We start from the raw sequence: 20,557 nt of genomic DNA on the forward strand, positions 1-20,557 counted from the left end.
GGTCGAGGCTAGTGGAGCGCGCACCCCGGCGCTCAGGCGGGGACGCGCCCTCGCAGGGCCTTCTCGGCGAAGCCCCGGACCTCGTCGGTGAGCCGCAGGCGGTCCGGTCCGTCGACCGCCGCGAGGAGGGCCTCGGCCCGGTCGGGCCCGAGCCCCGTGAAGGCCTCGCCGATCGTCACCCCGTGTGACGGTCGTGACAGCACCGTGACGCCGTCACCCGCCTGGACGGGCCCCGCCTTCACCACCCGCAGGTAGGTGCCGGGGCGACCCTCGGCGTAGAACCGCTTGACCCACATGGCCTCGCCGAGTCGGCGGGCGAACGTGCCGCACGGGACGCGAGGCTTCGTGACCTCGAGCACGAGGGTGCCGCCCACGGCCCAGCGTTCGCCGATCACCGCGCCCGTGACGTCGACCCCGGACGTCCGCAGGTTCTCGCCGAACAGTCCCGGCACCACCTCGCGGCCGAGCAGCTCGGCGAAGTGGGCGGCGTCCTCGTCGGCGAAGGCGTACACCGCCTGGTCGATCCCGCCGTGGTGCTTGCGGTCGGCCTGCACGTCGGCACGGAGGCCGAGGGGGCGCACGTGGACGGGCCCGTCCACGGGGCGCTTGTCGATGGCGGTCACGCCGATCGTGCCCGAGTCGGGCAGCAGGGCCGACACCCGGCAGACGGCCGTGACGGACGCGGTCGGGGCCGTGACGGAGGCGGTCGCGGCGGTGACGGAGGCGGGGGCGGCGGTCATGCCCCCATCGTGGCGGACGACGGGACCGACGGGAAGCACCGAGCCGCGCCTCCTGACCCCGCGTCCCCCCACCGCCCCACGACGGGTGTCACCCGATTGCGGGCTGGATGCCCATCGGGCAACCTGCCAGGCTCGCCCCGACGAAAGGGATGACATGGTTCACGGCGGCTACGCGGTCATCGACGTCGAGACGACGGGTCTCTGGCCCGGGCGACACCATCGGGTGATCGAGATCGGCATCGTGCACCTCGACGTCCACGGTGAGGTCGAGGCGTCGTTCGAGACCGTCGTCGACCCCTCGCGGGACCTCGGGCCCATCCACGTCCACGGGCTCCGCAGCGCGGACGTCCGCGGGGCACCCCGGTTCGAGCACGTCGTCGACGACCTCTGCGACCGCCTGCGCGGGCGCGTCGTCGTCGCGCACAACGCCCGCTTCGAGGCGCAGTTCCTGGCCGCCGAGTTCGCGCGCCTCGGGCTGGTGTCGCCGCTCGGGACCGACGGGTCGGGCGCACTCTGCACGATGAAGCTCGCCCCCACGTACCTTCCCGGCGCCGGCCGCACGCTCGCCGACTGCTGCGCGGCCATCGACGTCGACCTCTCCGTCGCCCACGAGTCGCTCGGTGACGCGGCGGCGACCGCCCAGCTGCTGTCCGCCTACCTGCGCATGGGTGACGCCCAGTCTGCCTGGTGGCAGGACTGGGGCCGCTACGCCGCCCTGCAGCAGTGGCCGACGGCCGAGACCCCGCGGTCCACGCCTCACCCCCGGTACGCAGGAGGCGCGGGTGGCGCCGACGACGGAGGCCACGACCCCGGCCGCGCGGCCTGGCGGGCCCGGCGCCGTGTCGCCCGGGTGCGCGACCTCGCGCCCGCCCCCTCCGCCGTCCTCTCGGCGTCCGGCGCCGTGGGGCCCACGGCGCCGGCGGCGGTGCCCCCGGCGAGCCCCGCGGGCGGCACGCACCTCGCGGGTCCCGTCGACCTCGACCTCGATCGCGACGTCTACGGCCTGTCCGTCGAGCCGGCGCCCACCGAGCCGCGCTTCCTCGAGCGGGCGACCGAGCTGCTGCCCCAGCTCGGCCTCGACCGTCGTCAGGACCAGTACGCGGCGATGCTCGACAAGGCACTGTCCGACGGCTACCTCTCGAGGGACGAGGCCGGGAACCTCGCGACCCTCGCCGCCGAGCTCGACCTCGACGACCTGTCCCGTGCGCTCGTGCACGACCGCTACTTCGCCTCCCTCGTCTCGACCGTCTGGGCGCACGACGTGCTCTCGGACGACGAACGGCGGCAGGTGGACGCGGTCGCCGAGATGCTCGGCATCGCCCCGCACCGGCGCGACGCGGCTCTCGTGCCGTCGGTGCTCGAGCGCGCGCCCCGTCCGGCGGAGGACGACGAGCTCGACGAGTTCGAGGTCATCGAGGGGCTCGACGAGTCCCTCGGAGCGGCACCGGAGCCCCGCACGCCGTCCCTGGCCCGGCCCGACGTCGGTCCGCTGGCACCCGGCGCACACGTCGCGCTGACCGGATCGCTCAGCCAGGAGAGGGACGCCCTCGTGCGGACGCTCGAACGTGCCGGGTTGGTCGTCTGGCCGGCCGTCACGACCGAGACGTCGCTGGTCGTCGCCGCGGACGTCGCCTGCGCATCGGGCAAGGTCCGCAAGGCCCTCCGTTACGGGGTGCCCGTCGTCGACGAGACGCAGTTGCCGTTCGTCCTGGCCCGCTCGCGTCGGTCACGCACGGCGGCCTGACGCCGAGGAGGCGCGGGACGCCCCGTGGGGGATCGCTCCTTAGAGGGCGGGATCGTCCGTGAAGTGGTCGTCGCTGTCGAGCGACGGCCACTCGGTCAGTTGCTCGGGTGCGGTCTCGGGGAGGGTGGTGCGTGCCATGGGGTCCGTCGGGTCGGGGTGCTCGGTGCCTCCGGTCGGACCACCTCCCGAGGTGCGGGAGGACGGCGACCGGGAGCTGGGGCTGCCTGCGCCCACCGTACGCGCCTCGCGGGGCTGCGCCTAGCGGAACGGCCGGTCCCGACGGTGGTGGGCACCGAGCCCTCCGGTCCATTTGCATGATGTGCAAGATTCCTTCGGCGTTCATCTTCGAGCGCGTCCACGAGGCCTAGCGTCGCACGGGGCCATCGTGCCGCGGTCATCGGTCGGTGACCGGCGAGGGTCCCGGAGGGCGGTACCGATGGACGTGTTCGTCACCGTGGTGCTCGTGGTCGTGATCGCGCTGGTCTTCGACTTCACGAACGGCTTCCACGACACGGCCAACGCCATGGCGACCTCGGTCGCCACCGGCGCCCTCAAGCCGAAGGTCGCCGTCCTCGTCTCGGCCGTCCTCAACCTGGTGGGTGCCTTCCTCTCGACCGAGGTCGCGAGCACCGTCTCGAACGGCATCATCCGCGAGGGAGACGGCGGGGTCCAGGTGACACCGGTCATGATCTTCGCCGGTCTCGTGGGAGCCGTCATCTGGAACCTCGCCACCTGGTACCTCGGGCTGCCGTCCAGCTCGTCGCACGCCCTCTTCGGCGGCCTGATCGGGGCCGCGGTCATCGGTGCCGGCGTGGGGGCCGTCGACTTCGGCGTGGTCCTGTCGAAGGTCGTGCTGCCGGCCCTGATCTCGCCCGTCGTGGCGGGCGTGGTCGCCCTCGTCGCCACCTACTTGGCCTACCGGATCACGCGGCAGGCCACCCTGCGGGGGTCCACCGCCGGCTTCCGGCACGGGCAGACGATCAGCGCCTCCCTGGTCTCGCTCGCCCACGGCACGAACGACGCCCAGAAGACGATGGGCGTCATCACGCTGACCCTGATCGCCGCCGGCTACCAGGGCACCGGCAGCGCCCCGCAGCTCTGGGTGGTCCTCGCCTGTGGCCTCGCCATCGCGCTCGGCACCTACCTCGGGGGCTGGCGCATCATGCGCACCGTGGGCAAGCGCATCACCGACGTCCAGGCCCCGCAGGGGTTCGCGGCCGAGACGAGCTCGGCCGCGACCATCCTGATCTCGTCCCACCTCGGGTTCGCCCTGTCGACGACCCAGGTGACGTCGGGGTCGATCGTCGGGGCAGGGCTGGGCAAGAAGCTCGCCACGGTGCACTGGGGCGTCGTCGGCAGGATCGCCTCGGCCTGGGTGGTGACCCTGCCGGCCGCCGCGCTGGTCGGAGGGCTCTCGGCCTGGCTGGCCAGTTCGAGCACGGCGGGCCTGGTGGTGGTCGCGGTGCTCGCCCTGGCCGGTGGGCTCGCCTTCGCCCTCCTCGCCCGACGGCACCCGGTGACCCACGAGACCGTCAACGACAGCGACGAGGCCCCGGCCGCCGAACGGGTCGGCGCGAGCCGCGGACGAGGGGAGTGACCATGTTCTTGGGAGTCGACTGGGGCGCCTTCGTCGTGGTCTTCGCGACCGCGCTCGCCGCCACCGCCGTCATCGTCACCGCGTTCGCGACGGGGGTCCGTCTGTTCGCGGACGGCGCCGTCGAGTCCGACGGCGGGGCCGGTGCCGCGGTCCCGAGTGGGGGACCGTCGCGGTCGAGACCGCTGGGCGCCACGGTCGCCGGCGGGCTGTGCTTCGCCGTGGGGATCGCTGCCGTGCTCGTCGGACTGTGGCTGATCGTCCCCCAGTTCCACTGACGGCCCGGTCGGCGGGCCGGCGAGTATGGTGCGGGCATGACCAACGACAACGGCATCCCCGACGGTTCGACCGACATGACCGAAGACGACAAGAAGTACACCGAAGACCTGGCCGACGGGTCGAAGCAGGGCCTCGTCGACGACTCCGAGCAGAGCGACGACAGCGAGGTCTCGGACGGCAAGGACAGCTAGTCGCCCGGGCTCCGGCCCCGACAGGTCACGACATGCCGCTCACGTGCGAACGTGGGCGGCATGTCGCGTTTCCCCGACACGATCCGTCCCGAAAACGACCCTTCCGGCCGGCCCGTGTCAACCCCCCGTCGCGTTTTCACCATGTGCGGTCACCGCCCCCCGGGAGAGGGACAGAGTGACAGGTCCTACCCCGATCACGACCGTCACCCGGACGGTCGCCGACGATCCGAGAGGCACGACATGAGCGACGACGAACGCTACGACGGAGACCCGTCCACCCCGGTCTACGACACCACCTCCGAGGGGCAGCCGCTTCGCGGCGCCGCCTCCGGGCACGACCACCTGCGCCGCGACGACGCCGTGACCGACCTGGGCGACCAGGTCGGCGCGTACGCCGACATCACCGACCCCGACGCGACGGCGAGCGACTTCAGCGCGACCGCGGCCCCGGTCGTCGAGGAGCACCTCGGGCGCGACCACACCGGCACCGACGCCGGCACCGGCACCGGCGCCGCCGACACCGCGAAGGCCAAGGCAGGCGCCGCGAAGGACGAGGCGGCCGGGGTCGCGGACGACGCGAAGTCCGCGGCCTCCGACGTCGCCGGCAGTGCCAAGGAGCAGGTCTCCAAGGTCGCTTCCGAGGCCGGCGGCCAGGCCAAGCAGCTCTTCGGCCAGGCGACGGGCGAGCTCAAGGAGCAGGCCGGCGCCCAGCAGGAGAAGGCCGCGGCCGGCCTCCGCCAGGTCGGCGACCAGCTCGGCTCGATGGCCGACTCCGCCGACAGCGGCATCGCGGGCGAGCTGGTCCGCAACCTGTCCGGTCGCGCCCACGGCGTCGCCGGCTGGCTCGAGGGTCGCGACCCGGGCAGCCTGCTCGACGACGTGAAGTCGTACGCGGCGCGCAAGCCCGGCACGTTCATCGCCATCGCCGCGGTCTCCGGCCTGCTCGCCGGACGCGTCGTCAAGTCGCTGACGGCCGAGGCCGGGGACGAGCACGCCGCCACGACCGGAGACGCCGGAGGTGCGGCGAGCCGGCCCGCGCCTCCTGCGTCCGCCACCGCGCCGAGCCGTCTCGTCGGTGACGTCGGCCCCGTGGCCGGTGAGTACGACGTCGTCACCGAGGGCGACGTCCCCGGCGTCGGCACGTCGACGCCCGACTCCAGCGTGCCCACGACGTGGCCCGGCACCTCGGGGACGCGCGCGTGAGCGACCCGTTCCGCGAGCCCGTGGCGACGCCTCCCGCCCCGGAGGAGAAGGCCGCGACCACGTCGCTCGGCGACCTGCTCTCCGGCGTGACCGGTGACATCTCGACCCTCTTCCGCCAAGAGGTCGAGCTGGCCAAGGCCGAGCTCACCGAGTCGGCCAAGAAAGCCGGCAAGGGTGCGGGCATGTTCGGCGGAGCGGGTCTCACCGCCCTCTTCGCCCTGCTGTTCGTCTCGCTGGCCGCCATGTGGGGCCTCGGCGTGCTGATCGGCCTCGGCTGGTCGTCGCTGATCATCGCGGTCGTCTACGCGATCGTCGCCCTCGTGCTGTTCATGCGCGGGAGGAAAGAACTGAAGAGCATCAAGGGGGCACCGAAGACGGTCGACTCCCTCAAGAAGATCCCCGAGACCGTCACGCCTGGAGGCACCGCATGAGCACCACCGACCAGAACGGCAGCAGCCGCACGCCCGACGAGATCCGCGCCGAGATCGAGCGCACGCGCGCCGGACTCGGCAACGACGTCGACGCCCTCGCCGACAAGGTGAACCCGTCGAGCATCGCGCATCGTCAGACCGAGAAGGTGAAGAGCCGCTTCTCGGGCGTCAAGGAGTCGGTCATGGGTGCGGCGCACGATGCGGCCTCGACGACCTCGGGTGCCGGTCACGACGCCGCGGGCAGCGTCTCGGACGCCTCGTCGGCGGCCGTGCGCAAGGCGAAGGGCAACCCGCTCGCCGTCGGCCTCATCGCATTCGGAGCCGGCTGGCTCGTGTCGTCCCTGATCCCCGCCTCGGACAAGGAGAAGGAGCTCGTCTCCGACGCCAAGGACGCAGCGGGTCCGGCGATCGACTCGGTCAAGGGTGCGGCGCAGGACGTGGCGTCGAACCTGAAGGAGCCCGCCCAGGAGGCGTTCGCCTCGGTCAAGGGCACGGCGCAGGACGCCGCCTCGACCGTGAAGGACGACGCCTCGAGCGCCGCGGGCGACGTGAAGGACAGCGCCCAGCAGTCGAAGGAGAACGTGCAAGGAGCCTGACCCTTCGCGGCCCGCGTCCCGACGGACGCAGACAGGCCCGTCCCGACGAGAGTCGGGGCGGGCCTTCGCACGTGACCGGGCGGAGGAGCTCCCTGCCGATGGAGTGATCGTGCGACTCGGACCGCGGCCGACCGGGGTCGGCGTGGCCTCGATCGGCTCGAGCAGGTCAGGATGGTCGGATGCCCTCGTCACCCCGCGCCCGTCTCGTGCGTCGATCGGCCGGTACGGCCACGCAGACCGCCACACCCCCCAGCCCGATGCAGCGCCCCGGCGCCTTCCGGTTCGGCCTCATCGCGACCCTCGGCGGAGGGCTCGGCGTCGGCATCATCGTCGCCCTCATGGCCCTGTCGACGATCCTCGTCTACATCGGCCTCGCGTTCTTCCTCGCGCTCGCCTTCGAACCGGTCGTCCGACGCCTCGCGCGCGCCGGCGCCCCGCGCTGGGTCGGCGTCGTCGTCGCCGTCGTGCTGGTCGTCGGGGTCGTCGTGGGCATCGTCGCGGCCGTCGTGCCCGCGCTGATCGAGCAGATCGGGCACGTCGTGCAGACGGCCCCCGCCGCCCTGCAGGAGCTCTCGCGCCAGCCCTGGGTGCAGCAGGCCGTCGAGACCGTCGGGTTCGACGTCGACGTCGACGACGCGGTCGGCGCCGTCACCTCGTACCTGCTCGACCCCGACCAGTTGCTCGCCCTCGGCGGAGGCCTGCTCGCCGTCGGCCAGGGGATCACCAACGCCATCACCGCGGTGATCGTGGTCGCGATCCTCACCCTCTACTTCGCGATCACCCTCCCGCAGATGCTGCGCTCGCTCAGCCGCGCCGTGCCCCGCAGCCACCGCGAGAACGTCATGAGCATCTCGGACGAGATCTTCCTGTCGGTCGGCCGCTACGTCGCCGGGCAGGTGGCGCTCGCCGCCGTCAACGCCGTGTTCGTCTTCATCGTGCTGACGATCGCCGGCGGACCGGTGCCGGTGCTCTTCGCGACCCTCGCGTTCCTGGGCGCACTGATCCCCGTGGTCGGCACGGTCGTGGCCTACGCGATCATCATCGCCGCCACGATCACCGTCTCGCCGGTCACCGCCATCGTCGTCGGCATCGTGCTGCTCGTCTACGCCCAGGTCGAGGCCTACGTGCTGACCCCACGGGTGATGTCCAAAGCGGTGGCGGTGCCCGGCGCCCTCGTCATCGTGGCGGCCTTCGGGGGAGGGGCCCTCGGCGGCGTCCTCGGTGCCCTCGTGGCGATCCCGATCGCGACGGCCGGAGTGGTCGTCTTCGAGCGGGTCGTCGTGCCGCGCCAGCAGCGGGTCTAGACCGTCGGGGTAGTAAGGCCGTCGGGCCGTCAGGTCGTCCGAGCGGCGGCACGCGGGTCTGGGCAACGGCATGTCGGAGCGCTACCGTGGCCGACATGAGCGGCGAACGCGCGGACGTGACCCTGTCGGACGGCACCGCCCTGGCGGCCACCCGGTGGCGGGGCGAGGGCCCGACCGTGGTGCTGTTGCACGCCGGCGTCGCCGACCGCCGGAGCTGGACGGACGTCGCCGACGAACTCGCGGCCGACGGTCTCGACCTGGTGGCCCACGACCGCCGCGGGTTCGGCGAGAGCCCGGTCTCCGCGGCCGACGGCGACGCCACGCACCTGGCCGACCTCGTCGAGCTGCTCGACCGGCTGGGCGTCGGGCGGGCGTTCGTCGTCGGGAACTCGATGGGCGGTGCGCTCGCCCTCGACCTGGCCGTGACCGCACCCGAGCGCGTGGCGGGCGTGCTGCTGATCGGTGCCGCGGTCAGCGGCATGACGGACGACGACACGCCGTTCGACTGGACCCCCGACCCGGCGTCGGGCCCGCTGATGGAGGCCCTCGACGAGGCGTCCGGCAGCGGCGACGTCGAGGCGCAGGTCCGTCTGCTGGCCCACCTCTGGCTCGACGGTCCCGCGGCGCGGAGCGGCCGCGTCACGGGTGCCCCCCGCGAACTCTTCGAGCGGATGAACGCCCGCATCCTCGAGGTCGCCGCACCGGACGGGGCCGGAGACGCCGGGCTCGACACGTGGAGCCGCCTCGGCGAGGTCGCGACGCCGGTCCTGGCGACCTGGGGCGAGCTCGACATCCCCGCCGACGAGCCGTTCTACGCCGAGACGGCTCGACGTCTCGGGCAGGGACCGGGTCGGGTGCTGCCCGACGTCGCCCACCTGCCGGGTCTCGAACGGCCCGGGCTGGTGGCCGACCTCGTCCGCGAGGTCGTCGCGGGCGTCGGGAACTGAACCCGCGCCTCCTGGTCGTCAGATCGCGGGACCGCCGGGTGCCGGCGGGCCGGCCGGGTCGTCGTCACCGGCGAGCAGCAGGTCGATGCGGAGTTCTCGTTCTCGCGTGTAGGCCGTCAGTGCTCGGATCACCCAGAGCAGGGTCCTGATCAGGAGCACGGCCAGCGTGACGGCCAAGGCGAACACCACCACGAAGAAGACGGGGTAGAGGACACCGACGAGGGAGAAGCCGTTGGAGTACATCCCTCGACGCTAGGTCACGACCGGGGCCGGAGGGCTCCACCTCGCGGTGGAGCCCCGGGACTCACTCCTCGGCGTCCGCCGGGCTCTCGTCGGCCTGCGCGGTCTCGTCCATGCGGTCGCGGAGGTGGTCGGCCATCGAGGCCGCGCCCTCGTCGCCGTGGTCGGCCTCGACCTGTTCGATCAGGCCGCTCAGCTTCTCGTGGTCGGTCGCCTCGGTGGCCCCGTCCATGACGGGTTCGGTCTGCTTCTCGTCGCTCATGCACCGGACGCTACGCCCACGGGGTCCGCGACGGCTGGACCCGCGCCTCCGCTCGTGACGTGCGGCGAGGGGGCGGCGCGCGGGAGGTGCGACCGGCGGCGCGACGGGAGGCGCGACGGACGGCGCGGCGGGCCCACCGAGGGGTACCATGCGCGACCCGCGGCGGGTGGGGTACGCAGGGCCGGGCATCGCCTGGCAGCCCCGCGCGTGTCGCCGCGCACGTGCCTGGGATGGACCTCTGCCCCACCGGAACGAGGACCACATGAGCACGACGACGCGCCCCGCACGCACCCGCACGAGCACCGCCCGCACGAGCACCCACCGCACCGACGACATCACCCGTGCCGCCGCCGACCTCTTCGGTTGGACCGACCTGCACCCCGCCCAGCTCGAGGCCCTGGAGGCGGTGGTCGCCGGCCGGGACACCCTCGCGGTCATGCCCACGGGATTCGGCAAGTCGGCGATCTACCAGGTGGCCGGAGCCGTGCTCGACGGGCCCACGGTCGTCGTCTCGCCGTTGATCGCGTTGCAGGCGGACCAGGTCGCGGGACTCGTCGGACGCCCCGACGCCCCGCCCGCCGTCGCGATCAACTCGGGCCACACCGACGCCGAGAACGACGAGGGCTGGGAGCGCCTCGCCGCCGGAGAGGTCACGTACGTCTTCCTCGCCCCCGAGCAGCTCGCCCGGGACGAGACCGTCGACCGCCTGAGCGACGCCGGGGTCGCCCTCTTCGTCGTCGACGAGGCGCACTGCGTGTCGTCGTGGGGGCACGACTTCCGTCCCGACTACCTGCACCTCGGCGAGGTCGTCGAGCGTCTCGGAGGACCCACCGTGCTGGCCCTCACGGCGACCGGGTCGGGCCCGGTGCGGGACGAGATCGTCGAACGCCTCCGCCTCGACGAGCCGCTCGTACTGAGCCACGGCTTCGACCGGCCCACCCTCTCCCTCGAGGTCGTGCGGCACGAGGACGACGACGAGAAGGCCCGCGCCGTGGTCGAGCAGGTGGCCGCCTCGACGACGCCGGGCATCGTCTACGTCGCCACCCGCAAGGCGACCGAGCACTACGCCGCCGCGATCGCCGAGCGCTGCCCCGACCGCACCGTCGTCGGCTACCACGGCGGCCAGCGCTCGGCCGAGCGGGGCGAACTGCACGAGCGGTTCCACGTGGGCGAGGTCGATGTGGTCGTGGCGACGAGTGCGTTCGGCATGGGCATCGACAAGCCCGACGTCCGGTTCGTCGTGCACGCCGACGTGCCCGACTCGCTCGACTCGTACTACCAGGAGATCGGCCGGGCCGGGCGCGACGGCGACCCCGCCACCGCGACCCTGCACTACCGGCCCGAAGACCTCTCGCTGCGCTCGTTCTTCGCCTCCGGCCTCCCCGGGCGCGCGGACCTGCGGGGCGTCTTCACCGCGCTCTCGGCGGCGGGTCGGCCCGTCCGGCGATCGGAGGTGTCGGACCAGCTGGCCCTCGGCGCACGCACGGTCTCGCGCCTCATCGACCTGCTGCTCGAGGGCGGTGCCCTGTCCGAGTCGACGAAGGGGTTCGAGCCGGTCGACGGCTTCGACGCCCGGAGTGCCGCCGAGGCGGCGCGCGGGGTCGCCGAGACCCGCGACCGGGTCGAGCGCTCGCGCATCGAGATGATGCGCACCTTCGCCGAGGCGCCCGGCTGCCGTCGGCACTTCCTGCTCGGCTACTTCGGCGAGGACTCGCCCGAGCGGTGCGGCAACTGCGACGGCTGCCGGGCCGCCGAGAGGGCAGGCGACCCCCGGGAGGCGCGCGGAGGCGAGCAGGACGACGTCACCGACACCGCGCCTCCTGCGTTCGCGCCCGACGCGCGCGTCGTGCACGCGACCTGGGGCGAGGGCACCGTGATGAGCACGGACGCCGACCGCATGACGGTGTTCTTCGAGAGCGAGGGCTACAAGGTGCTGGCCGTCGCCGACGTGCTCGCGCACGACCTGCTCACTCCGGCCTGACCCGCTCGACGGGCTCGCCGGCGGCGGCGAGGACGGTGGCGATCGTCCGGGGGTGGGCCAGCACCCGGAAGTGCCCGCCCGCGTGGAGGCGCACGTTGACGGCGCCGGGCAGGTCGCTGCCCTCGGGGATGTGGGGGTCGAACTCGCCGAAGACCGAGGTGATGCGGCCGTTGACCGACTCGTCCCGTGCGAGCCGCATCGTCGTCGCGTCGCGGGGTGAGAAGGCCCGGAGGGCGGGCAGCACCAACCAGGTGGCGTAGCGCGACCCCGAGAACGGCGAGCAGACGGCGACCATCGACCGCACGCGGCGGGTCTCGTCGAGCAGCGCCATGACGTACTTGCCGATCAGGCCGCCCTTGCTGTGGGCGACGATCACGACGTCGGTGAGTCCGTGAGCGAGCAGGTAGGCGGCGACGTCGCGGGCGGTGGCCTCGACCGGACGGCTGTTCCATCGCAGGTCGTCCAGCACGTGCACGGGGTGGCCCTCGGCGTGCAGGCGTTCGATCATCGGTCGGAGGAAGGCCCAGGTCTCCCACACGCCGGGGACGACGAGCACGGGCCGACCGGTGCCGCCGAGGTAGCGCTCCGGGTCGCGAGGACTCGTGACGGCCCTCACCTGCCAGACGGCGGCGTAGGCGTAGTCCTGCACCCACCACACGGCGTGACGGACGAGCACGGGGAGGCGGGGCACCACCCCGACCCTAGGCGTCGTCGTGCGGGACGTCCCGGCTCAGACGCTGTCGGGGTCGAGGACGAGCGTCGTGCCCGCGAACAGGTGCTGCGCGTCGTCGATGACCTGGAGGCCCTGGTTCATGTAGAGGAGCGCCGAGACCGAGATGCCGAAGCGCCGGGCGACGGCGTCGATGAGGTCGTCGGGCGCCACGGTGTACCGCTTGGGCGAACCGGACGCCGTGGTCGCCTCGAGCGCTCCCGTGGCGAAGGCCACCGCACCCGAGTCGACCGGGGCGATGTTCGTCCCACGCGGCGGCACCGACCAGGCGACCGGGGCGACGGCGAGCACCTTCCCGGCCGAGATCTCGACGGGGACGTCCGGGGAGGTGCTGGTCGAGTGGACGACGAGGGTCGAGAGGTACGACGGCTGGGTGACCGCTCCGAAGCTCCAGGACGCCGATGCCGGGGTCGCGGTGGGCCCCCCGATCTCGGAACCCCCGTCGCCTCCGAAGGTGATGCCGTCGCCGACGGACGGAGCGACCTGGTAGAACGACACCCCCACCGGGACGGGCAGGCTCGAGGTGAAGTCGGTCACGTCGGTCGTGTAGGTGCCGTCGCCGGTGGCGACCACCCGGTAGTGGAAGTGGATGCTGCCCTTGGGGGACGCCACGTCGGACTCGGCGACGACCGTGCCCGCGGGCACCGGGGTGATGAACGGCGCCGGCACTGCAGCGTCCTCGGGCGGCGGGGTGGCCGCCCGGGGCGAGGGCGTGGCGGGGGCGGTCGGCATCGGCGACGGGGAGGCACTCGGGGTGGGTGTCGAGGTGCGGGCGATCGTGGTCGGGCTCGCGGACCCGGTCGGTGCCCCGGCCGCGAGTGGGGCGGAGCCGTTCGTGGACAGGACCGCGCTCACGACCACGGCGACGAGGGCCGCGGCGGCGACGACGCCGCCGATGACGGCGAGGCGGCGGCGGCCGGACCGGGGGGCGGGTTCGTCGTCCTCGTCGTCGTCGGTCGCGCCGACCGGGTCGGCCGAGGCCGCGCTCGCGGCGCCGACGGTGGTGGCCGAACCCGAGGTGCCGGGGTGCGACCAGGCGACGAGTCGAGGTCCGGCAGCGTCCGTCGCGTCGACCGTGACGGCGTCGTCGTCGGTGTCGGACGCGGGGGGCGCGAAGGGTTCGTGACCGGGCGTGACTCCCTCGTCGTCGCCCGCCCCCGGTGTGTGTCGTGCCATGGTGCCCCCTCGGCGACGATCCTAGGCGACGGCGGGGACCGGGTCGAGACCGGTCGGTCGGGTCCCGGTCCGGGTACGAACCTGGAACAGCCTGTGAACCCCGGCGGCCCGCGGACACCCGGCCTACCGTCACGGGTGTACCGGGTCAGTCCGGTCGACCGACAACCAGGAGGTACGTCATGTCCGTTGGTGACAAGGCAAAAGATTTCGTCCAGAAGGCCGCCGGCAAGGCCGAAGAGGCCGTCGGCAAGCGCACGGACGACGAAGAGCTCACGAAGCAGGGTCACAAGGACCAGCACATGAGCGACGAGCGTCTCGAGACCGAGAAGGCCAAGGACGACCTCGGCAAGAACTGATCGTCCCGCCGACCCCGGTCGGCGCCACGAAGGGCCCGGCATCTGCGGATGTCGGGCCCTTCGTCGTCCCGGCGGAGACGGGGGAACGAGCAGGTAAAGGTGCAGAGTGTGCAAGAACCTGGCCGAGCGTGCTTCGGTGGGGGCATGACGCGTCCGTTCCGTTCCCTCGTCCCCGCCGCGGTCGTCGTGGCGTCCTTCGCCGTCGTGCTCTCGGGCTGTTCGGCCCCGGGTGGCCCCGAGACGACGGCGGCCCCCACCGTGACCGTCACGGCCTCACCGACGACCGGCTCGTCGGCGACCGACTTGCCGACCAGCGCCTCCTCTCCCACGGCGACGCCGGGTCCCGACGGGGCGTCCGGCGGCGGTGGCGACCTGGGCGACGGCGCCCCGGGCGACGCGTCCTCGCGGTGCACGGTGGGCGAGCTCACCGCCGAGATCGCCGACGGAGGCGGGGGTGCGGCCGGCAGCTACGGCGTCGCGATCATCCTGACCAACGGCGGTCAGCGCTCCTGCACCCTCCAGGGCTGGCCCGGCGTCTCGTTCGTCGGGGACGGGAACGGCACCCAGATCGGCGCCTCGGCCGCGCTCGACCGCTCGACGCCGCACGAGGCCCACACGCTCGCCCCCGGTGCCGAGGTGCAGACGATCGTGCAGATCACCCAGACGGGGAACTACGACGCGTCCGAGTGCCGCCCGCAGGCGACCGACGGGTTCCGCGTCTACCCGCCCGGCTCGCTCGAGTCGATCTTCGTCCCCGCCTCGGGGTCGAGCTTCGAGGCGTGTGCGAACGCCCGGGTGCAGCAGATGAGGGTGAGCGCCCTGGCCACCTTCTGACGGCACGCGGGCTCGGTGGCACGCGGGTCCGAGCGGCATCGCGGCCGGAAGGATGCGAATCGTCCTTCCGTGGCCAGCGATCCGACGGCCCGACGTCCAGGGACGTCTCGACGGGCGGGGTCATCCTCGAGCCGCACGGCCTGCGACCCGCGGAGGACGCGTCCCGACGCCGGGCGTTCGTACGCTGGCACCTCCTCGAAGGAGAGCTGCCATGCCCGAGACCCGACTCGACCGCCCCGCCTCGCCGACCGCCCGACGGCAGGGGGCCCGGCCTGCGACGATCGTCCACGGCATCGGTCGGGTCGCCGCGGTGGCAGCCGGAGCACTGGTGCTCGGCGGACTGACGAGCCCGGCACAGGGCGTCCTGCCCGAATGGCTCGGCGGTTTCGCGAACTCGTCCGGTGGCTGGTCGATCCTCGTCTTCGCGCTGGTCCTGACCGTGCAGGCCCGTCCCGCCCTGTCGGCCGTCCTGGGCGCCGTGGCGTTCGTGCTGCTGGTCGAGGGCTACCGGATCATGTCGGGATGGCGCGGCTTCCCTTATGACGAGCCGTTCCAGAACGTCTTCACGATCCTCGGGCTGCTCGTGGGCCCGGTGATCGGCGTCAGCGCCGCACTCCTCCGCGCGTCGTCGCCGACCCGGCGCACCCTTGCGGTCGTGCCGCTCTCGACGGTGCTCGTGGGGGAGGGGCTCTACGGGCTCGTCGTCCTCGACCAGGGACCGGGCGCGATCTACTGGGTGCTCCAACTGGTCCTCGGCGCGGGCTTCCTCGCCTGGGGCACCATGCGGACCCGGTCGTCCGTCCCGACGTGGGTGCCCGTCGTCACGGCGGGGTCGGTGGTGGCCCTGTCGATCCTGTTCGTCGTCGCGTACACGGCCCTCCCTCGCCTGCTGATGTGACCGGCCGGGTCGTTCCTCCGCCGGGACTCGACCCGCCCCTCCCCGGTGGCCGACGACGCCGACGCCCGCGACCGACGCCCGCGACCGACGCCGACGCCGGTGCCGGTGCCGGTGCCGGTGCCGACGCCGACGCCGTGCCTGTGTCGCGGTGTCGGCAATTCCTGGCTGGTGCTGCGATGGGGTGCGTGGATCGGCGTGGGACGGGTGCGGCCGTGACGGGAGCCAGGACTTGCCGACGGGGTCTGACGCCGGTGCCGGTGCCGGTGCCGGTGCCGGTGTCGCGGCGTCGCGGTGTCGGCAATTCCTGGCTGGTGCTGCGGTGGGGTGCGTGGATCGGCGTGGGACGGGTGCGGGCGTGACGGGAGTCAGGACTTGCCGACGAGGTCTGGTGCCGGTGGCGGTGGCGGTGGCGGTCGCGGTGTCGGCGATTCCTGGCTGGTGCTGCGGCGGGGTGTCGGGATCGGTGTGGGACGGGTGCGGCTGTGACGGGAGCCAGGACTTGCCGACGGGGTCTGACGCCGGTGCCGGTGCCGGTGCCTGGGTCCGTGGTGCTGGCGGTGGCGGTGTCGGCAATTCCTGGCCGGTGCTGCGGTGGGGTGTCGGGATCGGTGTGGGACGGGTGCGGGCGTGACGGGAGCCAGGACTTGCCGACAGGGGGGCAAGGGACGCACGCTCCGCTTCGGGGCCTAGAGGCGCGCCTCGGTGCGTCGCGGCTTGAGCCGGGCGGGCGCATCGGAGGCGGCGACCCACTCGCAGGTGAAGGCGCCGCGGTAGCCGAAGAGGAACCCGAGGCGGTGGTTGTGCACCTCGAGGTCGACGTGGAACGACTCGTCGTCGTCGGACCACCACTCGTGCAACTCGGCCCGACCGCTGAACAGCATCGGGAAGCGGAACGAGACGGGGCCCTCGTGGAAGCGCTGCGCCCCGGATCGCAGCACGAGGCCGCCACGGTCGTCGACCGACAGGTCGAGGTCGACCGCGAGGTGCTGGTGCGTGCCGAGGTAGTCGAGCACCCGCCCCCGGTCGAGCACCACCGTCGCGTCGAATCGGACCGGCCGACGTCCCGCGCGGCGGCGCGGCACCGAGTACGAGCGGACGAAGGTGACCGTCTCGCGTCCGAGTGCGTCGCGGTACGGGTAGTTCTCGATGACGAAGGGCACGTCGTGGCCGACGTCGGGCACCAGGATGTTGCGCAACCGCCCGATCTGCAAGAACGGCACCGTCCACCACGGGCCCCGCCGGATGGACGACATGACCCCCCGGCCCACGCAGGCCTCGCCCGAGTCGAGACCGACGCCGAAACGTCGCTGCATCATCGGGTGCAGACGCGTGAAGTCCTCGCCGAGGGCCTGCTCGAAGATCGACGTCATCGGGGTGACCGCCTCGCGGGGTCGGGCAGCGCGGCCAGGGTGACCGGCGCCTCCTTCAGGTGGTCGCCCGCGCGCGTGCCGCCGACGGGCGCACGCAGGGTGCGGGAGGCGCGGGGGCGGTCCGGACGCCAGAACGCGAGAGCGCAGGCGAGCGGCCACCGCTCGGGTTCGCGGCCGGTCTCGAGCCAGAGGCGCAGGCGGTCGAAGCTGTACGCCGTCGTCCAACCGAGCAGCGGACGCACGACCAGGTCGAGCGGGCCCCAACCCGGGTCGTAGTCGTAGCCGGTCACGAAGCGCGTCCGTCCGTCGGCGGTGGGGACGTAGCGCCAGTACCCGCGACCGGCCCGGATCGGCGAGAGGACGTCGTCGGTCGCGAAGCGCAGGGCGGACGTGCGCGAACCGTCCCGGCCGTGGCGCTCGCCGATGCTGACGCCCGTGCCCCGGACGGTGTGGACGGGCGTGCGGCGGACGTAGCGGAACGGGGTCGACCCGTCGGCGTCCGGCGGCCCGGGGGTGATGCTCGAGAAGCGGACGTCCCAGCGGACGTGCTGGGCGGGGTCCTGGGTGGCGGCCCAGACCCGGTCGAGGTCGGCGTCGATCACGGTCTCGACGTAGATCTGACGTTTCCCCACGATGGCGAGGCTAGGGCATGGTGACGACCGGGTGGACACCCCGCGGGTGACCGGCGTGGTGGCCGCACGGACCGCGGACGCGCGGGTGGAGACGCCGGTCGGCGAATGGCGGCTCGAGGCGTACCTCCCGACGCGCGTCGTCGAGCTCGTGGTGCACACGGGCGACCTCAGGGCGGCCGCCGGGCTCGACGGGCAGGCGCCCGAGATCGCGGGTCGTCAGGCGCTGGTCGTGCTCGGTGCCCTCGTGGCCGATGCTCCGTGGGCTGACGCGCCGCGTCTCCTGACGGCCCTGACGGGTCGCTCGGCGCTCGCCGCCGGGTACACGGTGCTCTGACTGGGCTACCGGTCTGCCGCGGGTGCCTCCCATCCCTCGACAACGCCCCCGGGGCCTCCGGCTCCGACTCCGGTGTCGGCAATACCGGGCTGGTGCTGCGGCGGGGTGCCGGCTTCCGCGCGGGAAGGGAGCGGCTGCGACAGCGACCCGGAGTTGCCGACGGGGCGACGGCCTGGGCCACGCGGGGGGCTGTCGCGCTCGCGGTGAGCTGGTGACTACGGTGGCCGCATGAGCCACCCGCCCCACGACCCCTACCGGACGGCCTTCCTCGAGACGACCGACGGCGCCTCGCTCTACGTCGAGGAGTCGGGGCGTCCCGACGGCGTCCCCGCCCTCTGGTTGCACGGCGGGCCCGGCGGGTCGCTCGGTCAGGGCGGCTACCGACGGTCGTTCGATCCCCGGGCCTATCGGCTCGTCGGCATCGACCAGCGCGGTTCCGGGCGCAGCACCCCGAACGTCGTCGACGACCTGGCCCACCTCGCACGGCACACGACGCCGCGACTCGTCGCCGACCTCGAGGAGGTCCGTGAAGGTCTCGGCATCGACAGCTGGGTCGTCGGCGGGGTGTCGTGGGGCACGACGCTCGCGCTGGCCTACGCCGAGGAGCACCCGGACCGCGTCCGAGCCCTGGCGCTCATGGCGGTCACGACCACGAGTCGCGACGAGGTCGACTGGATCACCGAGGGGGTCGGGCGGCTCTTCCCTGAGGACTGGGCCGTGTTCGAGCGCGAGAGCAGGAGGCGCCACGACGAGAGACCGGTCGACGCCTACGCGAGACGGCTGGCCTCCGACGACGAGGCCGATCGTGCGGCGGCCGCGGCGAGTTGGGACCGGTGGGAGAGCGTCCATGTCAGCCTCGACGATCCCGGGTCCCGCGGGCGGGGGCATCTGGGACCCGGCCGGCGAGAGGCGTTCGCCACGCTCGTCACCCACTACTGGAGCAACGACGGCTTCCTCCCGGGCGAACGGTCGATCATGGCGCGGCTGCCACGGATCGCCCAGGTCCCCGCCGCGTTGGTGCACGGTCGTCGTGACGTCAGCGGGCCGGCGATCACGCCGTGGCTCCTGCACCGTGCCTGGCCGGCGAGCACCCTCACCGTGGTCGAGGACGAGGGGCACGGCGGCCCGCGTCAGGTCGAAGTGCTCAGTGCCGCACTCGACGGGTACGCCCGGCGGTGACGACTTCGTCTGCTCTGCCCGCCGTGCCCGGCATGCGTCGGGCCGACCTCGCGCGGCCCGAAGGGGTGCGTTGGTTACCGGCCCAACCGTCGGGCGACGGCGTCCTCGTGCTCGCGGGGTCGAGTGGACGGGTGGACGGCGAGCGCGCCAGGCTCTTTGCGGCGCACGGCGCATTGGCCGAGTCGATCCGGTGGTTCGGAGGCGAGGGGCAGAGCGCCGGGCCGTGGGACGTCCCGCTGGAGACCTTCGTGGACCGTTTGGACGCCCTCGCCAGGGAATGCGACCGGGTCTGGATCGTCGGGACGTCGTTCGGGGCGGAGGCCGCCCTGGCGACGGCCGCCCGCGCGCCCGGGGTGTCCGGTGTGTTCGCGTTCGCCCCGTCGGACGTCGTGTGGGCGGGGTACGACCCGGCCGGTGCCGAACACTCGCACTGGACATGGGGTGGGGCGCCCATACCGTTCGTACCGATCGACCAGGAGTATCGGGGGACGGAGGAACCTCCTCGGTTCTCCCCCGTGTACGAGCGGTCCCGAAAGGCGTTCGCAGACCAGGTGGCGGCGGCGGCGATCGAGGTGGAGCGCATTGCCGAGGTCGTCGTCGTCGCAGGGGGCGACGACCAGGTGTGGTCGAGCTCGCTGTACGCGGAGAACATCCGGTGTCGCCGCGCAGACCACGGCGCCGACACCGTCGTGGTGGCTGGTGCCCTCGCCGGGCACCGAGCGATCCTGCCCGGGGAGTCGTTGGTGCAGGGCGGTATGGCCATGCGACGTGGGGGCACGGAGGTCGCGGACAAGGAGCTGGGGACACGCGCGTGGCGTGCGATCACCGCGATGCTCGCGGCATCGCGCTGACGTGCTCGGCTTCACGTCGAGTCGTCGACCCGCTGGAAGAGGACGTGGTCCTGCCAGCGGCCCGCGATCTCGAGGTAGGACGGCGCGATGCCGTACTGCTCGAAACCCGCCTTCTGCAGGACCCGCTGTGAGGCGACGTTGTGACGGAGCGTCCCCGCCTGGACACGGTGGAGGCCGGCGTCGCCGAACGCCCAGTCGACGGCCTCGCCGACGGCCGAGGTCATGATGCCGCGCCCGTTGCGGTCCTCCGACAGCCAGTAGCCCAGGTCACAGGACCGGAAGGGGCCACGGGCGATCCCGCTGAGCGTCAGCCGGCCCACCACGGCACCCTCGTCGACGATGACGAACGGCTGCGCCTCACCCCGGGATCGTTGCGCCAGCAGCGACGAGATCACCGACAGCTGCCCCTCGGGCGTGAAGTAGGCGTCACCGCGCACGGGGTCCCAGGGCGCCAGGAACTCACGGTTGCGCGTCAACGCCCGGGCCAACTCGGGGGCGTCTCGCGGCTCGATCAGGCGGAGGTGGGAGGCCACGGGTTCACGGTACAGCCGGAGACGCGGCCCGAAGTCCTCGTCGTCGCCGTCGTCATCGGGACGGCCTCGGGTTCGTGCTCGTCCCACGGGGCGCCGTCCTCGACGCCCGGCCCAGTCCGTAGGGATCGAGTGCGTCGAGCTCGACGAGCACC

The 20,557-nt window shown here is 73.2% G+C and carries 24 protein-coding genes; 16 read left to right on the forward strand and 8 right to left on the reverse strand.

Annotated features, from left to right (window positions below):
• Positions 1–32: 32 nt before the first annotated feature.
• Positions 33–740, reverse strand: coding sequence for an MOSC domain-containing protein (locus ACVJ1F_RS03515; RefSeq protein WP_173151598.1), 708 nt, complete (start codon positions 738–740; stop codon positions 33–35).
• A 154-nt stretch (positions 741–894) separates the two neighbouring features.
• On the opposite strand from ACVJ1F_RS03515, the gene ACVJ1F_RS03520 reads away from it, so the two are divergent.
• From ACVJ1F_RS03520 to ACVJ1F_RS03560, 9 genes are all read left to right on the forward strand, one after another.
• Positions 895–2,484: an exonuclease domain-containing protein gene (locus tag ACVJ1F_RS03520; protein WP_456884720.1), complete on the forward strand. Its 1,590-nt coding sequence runs from the start codon at positions 895–897 to the stop codon at positions 2,482–2,484.
• 436 nt (positions 2,485–2,920) lie between these two features.
• A complete protein-coding gene (locus ACVJ1F_RS03525) occupies positions 2,921–4,081 on the forward strand; it encodes an anion permease (protein WP_456884721.1) in 1,161 nt (386 codons plus the stop codon).
• 2 nt (positions 4,082–4,083) lie between these two features.
• Positions 4,084–4,356, forward strand: coding sequence for a hypothetical protein (locus tag ACVJ1F_RS03530; RefSeq protein WP_123570635.1), 273 nt, complete (start codon positions 4,084–4,086; stop codon positions 4,354–4,356).
• A gap of 36 nt (positions 4,357–4,392) precedes the next feature.
• The gene (locus ACVJ1F_RS03535; protein WP_157485374.1) at positions 4,393–4,548 is read left to right on the forward strand and encodes a hypothetical protein; all 156 of its coding nucleotides are present in this window, start codon (positions 4,393–4,395) and stop codon (positions 4,546–4,548) included.
• A 240-nt stretch (positions 4,549–4,788) separates the two neighbouring features.
• Positions 4,789–5,751: a hypothetical protein gene (locus ACVJ1F_RS03540; RefSeq protein ID WP_456884723.1), complete on the forward strand. Its 963-nt coding sequence runs from the start codon at positions 4,789–4,791 to the stop codon at positions 5,749–5,751.
• On the forward strand, positions 5,748–6,182 hold the full coding sequence (locus tag ACVJ1F_RS03545; RefSeq protein WP_456884724.1) for a phage holin family protein: 435 nt from the start codon (positions 5,748–5,750) through the stop codon (positions 6,180–6,182). Before ACVJ1F_RS03540 ends, ACVJ1F_RS03545 begins: the two co-directional genes overlap by 4 nt.
• The gene (locus ACVJ1F_RS03550) at positions 6,179–6,778 is read left to right on the forward strand and encodes a DUF3618 domain-containing protein (protein ID WP_123570633.1); all 600 of its coding nucleotides are present in this window, start codon (positions 6,179–6,181) and stop codon (positions 6,776–6,778) included. Before ACVJ1F_RS03545 ends, ACVJ1F_RS03550 begins: the two co-directional genes overlap by 4 nt.
• 179 nt (positions 6,779–6,957) lie before the next feature.
• Positions 6,958–8,082, forward strand: coding sequence for an AI-2E family transporter (locus ACVJ1F_RS03555; RefSeq protein ID WP_123570632.1), 1,125 nt, complete (start codon positions 6,958–6,960; stop codon positions 8,080–8,082).
• 95 nt (positions 8,083–8,177) lie between these two features.
• Positions 8,178–9,029, forward strand: a complete 852-nt coding sequence (locus tag ACVJ1F_RS03560) for an alpha/beta fold hydrolase (protein WP_456884726.1) — start codon at positions 8,178–8,180, stop codon at positions 9,027–9,029.
• 18 nt (positions 9,030–9,047) lie between these two features.
• Here ACVJ1F_RS03560 and ACVJ1F_RS03565 read toward each other — a convergent pair whose 3' ends face one another.
• Both ACVJ1F_RS03565 and ACVJ1F_RS03570 read right to left on the reverse strand, forming a co-directional pair.
• Positions 9,048–9,272, reverse strand: coding sequence for a hypothetical protein (locus ACVJ1F_RS03565; RefSeq protein ID WP_159828029.1), 225 nt, complete (start codon positions 9,270–9,272; stop codon positions 9,048–9,050).
• 61 nt (positions 9,273–9,333) lie between these two features.
• Positions 9,334–9,531, reverse strand: a complete 198-nt coding sequence (locus ACVJ1F_RS03570) for a hypothetical protein (protein WP_054146271.1) — start codon at positions 9,529–9,531, stop codon at positions 9,334–9,336.
• A 262-nt stretch (positions 9,532–9,793) separates the two neighbouring features.
• On the opposite strand from ACVJ1F_RS03570, the gene ACVJ1F_RS03575 reads away from it, so the two are divergent.
• Positions 9,794–11,512, forward strand: coding sequence for a RecQ family ATP-dependent DNA helicase (locus ACVJ1F_RS03575; RefSeq protein WP_456884728.1), 1,719 nt, complete (start codon positions 9,794–9,796; stop codon positions 11,510–11,512).
• On the opposite strand, the gene ACVJ1F_RS03580 is transcribed toward ACVJ1F_RS03575, so the two are convergent.
• Both ACVJ1F_RS03580 and ACVJ1F_RS03585 read right to left on the reverse strand, forming a co-directional pair.
• On the reverse strand, positions 11,499–12,203 hold the full coding sequence (locus tag ACVJ1F_RS03580; protein ID WP_456884730.1) for an alpha/beta fold hydrolase: 705 nt from the start codon (positions 12,201–12,203) through the stop codon (positions 11,499–11,501). The two genes, ACVJ1F_RS03575 and ACVJ1F_RS03580, sit on opposite strands and share 14 nt — an antisense overlap.
• Positions 12,204–12,242: 39 nt before the next feature.
• Positions 12,243–13,418: a LysM peptidoglycan-binding domain-containing protein gene (locus ACVJ1F_RS03585; protein WP_456884732.1), complete on the reverse strand. Its 1,176-nt coding sequence runs from the start codon at positions 13,416–13,418 to the stop codon at positions 12,243–12,245.
• A gap of 179 nt (positions 13,419–13,597) precedes the next feature.
• Here ACVJ1F_RS03585 and ACVJ1F_RS03590 point away from each other — a divergent pair, with 179 nt between their 5' ends.
• From ACVJ1F_RS03590 to ACVJ1F_RS03600, 3 genes are all read left to right on the forward strand, one after another.
• Positions 13,598–13,774, forward strand: a complete 177-nt coding sequence (locus tag ACVJ1F_RS03590) for a CsbD family protein (RefSeq protein WP_157485369.1) — start codon at positions 13,598–13,600, stop codon at positions 13,772–13,774.
• Positions 13,775–13,918: 144 nt separating this feature from the next.
• Positions 13,919–14,608, forward strand: a complete 690-nt coding sequence (locus tag ACVJ1F_RS03595; RefSeq protein ID WP_456884734.1) for a DUF4232 domain-containing protein — start codon at positions 13,919–13,921, stop codon at positions 14,606–14,608.
• 211 nt (positions 14,609–14,819) lie between these two features.
• Positions 14,820–15,506 (forward strand): DUF6518 family protein, encoded by a 687-nt coding sequence (locus ACVJ1F_RS03600; RefSeq protein ID WP_456884735.1) that lies wholly within the window; start codon positions 14,820–14,822, stop codon positions 15,504–15,506.
• Positions 15,507–16,192: 686 nt separating this feature from the next.
• On the opposite strand, the gene ACVJ1F_RS03605 is transcribed toward ACVJ1F_RS03600, so the two are convergent.
• Both ACVJ1F_RS03605 and ACVJ1F_RS03610 read right to left on the reverse strand, forming a co-directional pair.
• Complete coding sequence (locus tag ACVJ1F_RS03605; protein WP_456884737.1) at positions 16,193–16,876, reverse strand: DUF4166 domain-containing protein; 684 nt, start codon at positions 16,874–16,876, stop codon at positions 16,193–16,195.
• Positions 16,873–17,508, reverse strand: coding sequence for an SRPBCC family protein (locus ACVJ1F_RS03610; protein ID WP_456884739.1), 636 nt, complete (start codon positions 17,506–17,508; stop codon positions 16,873–16,875). The genes ACVJ1F_RS03605 and ACVJ1F_RS03610 overlap by 4 nt, the downstream gene beginning before the upstream one ends.
• Positions 17,509–17,539: 31 nt before the next feature.
• Between ACVJ1F_RS03610 and ACVJ1F_RS03615 the strand changes: the two genes are divergently transcribed.
• The 3 genes from ACVJ1F_RS03615 (at position 17,540) to ACVJ1F_RS03625 (ending at position 19,872) form a co-directional block, all read left to right on the forward strand.
• Positions 17,540–17,842, forward strand: a complete 303-nt coding sequence (locus tag ACVJ1F_RS03615; RefSeq protein ID WP_456884741.1) for a hypothetical protein — start codon at positions 17,540–17,542, stop codon at positions 17,840–17,842.
• 228 nt (positions 17,843–18,070) lie between these two features.
• The gene (locus ACVJ1F_RS03620; RefSeq protein WP_456884742.1) at positions 18,071–19,021 is read left to right on the forward strand and encodes an alpha/beta fold hydrolase; all 951 of its coding nucleotides are present in this window, start codon (positions 18,071–18,073) and stop codon (positions 19,019–19,021) included.
• Positions 19,022–19,152: 131 nt separating this feature from the next.
• A complete protein-coding gene (locus ACVJ1F_RS03625; protein WP_456884744.1) occupies positions 19,153–19,872 on the forward strand; it encodes an acyl-CoA thioester hydrolase/BAAT C-terminal domain-containing protein in 720 nt (239 codons plus the stop codon).
• 11 nt (positions 19,873–19,883) lie between these two features.
• On the opposite strand, the gene ACVJ1F_RS03630 is transcribed toward ACVJ1F_RS03625, so the two are convergent.
• Positions 19,884–20,405 carry a GNAT family N-acetyltransferase gene (locus ACVJ1F_RS03630; protein WP_456884746.1) on the reverse strand — a complete coding sequence of 174 codons (522 nt, stop codon included), beginning with the start codon at positions 20,403–20,405 and terminating at the stop codon, positions 19,884–19,886.
• Positions 20,406–20,557 lie beyond the last annotated feature (152 nt).

This window comes from Frigoribacterium sp. 2355 (assembly GCF_054060695.1).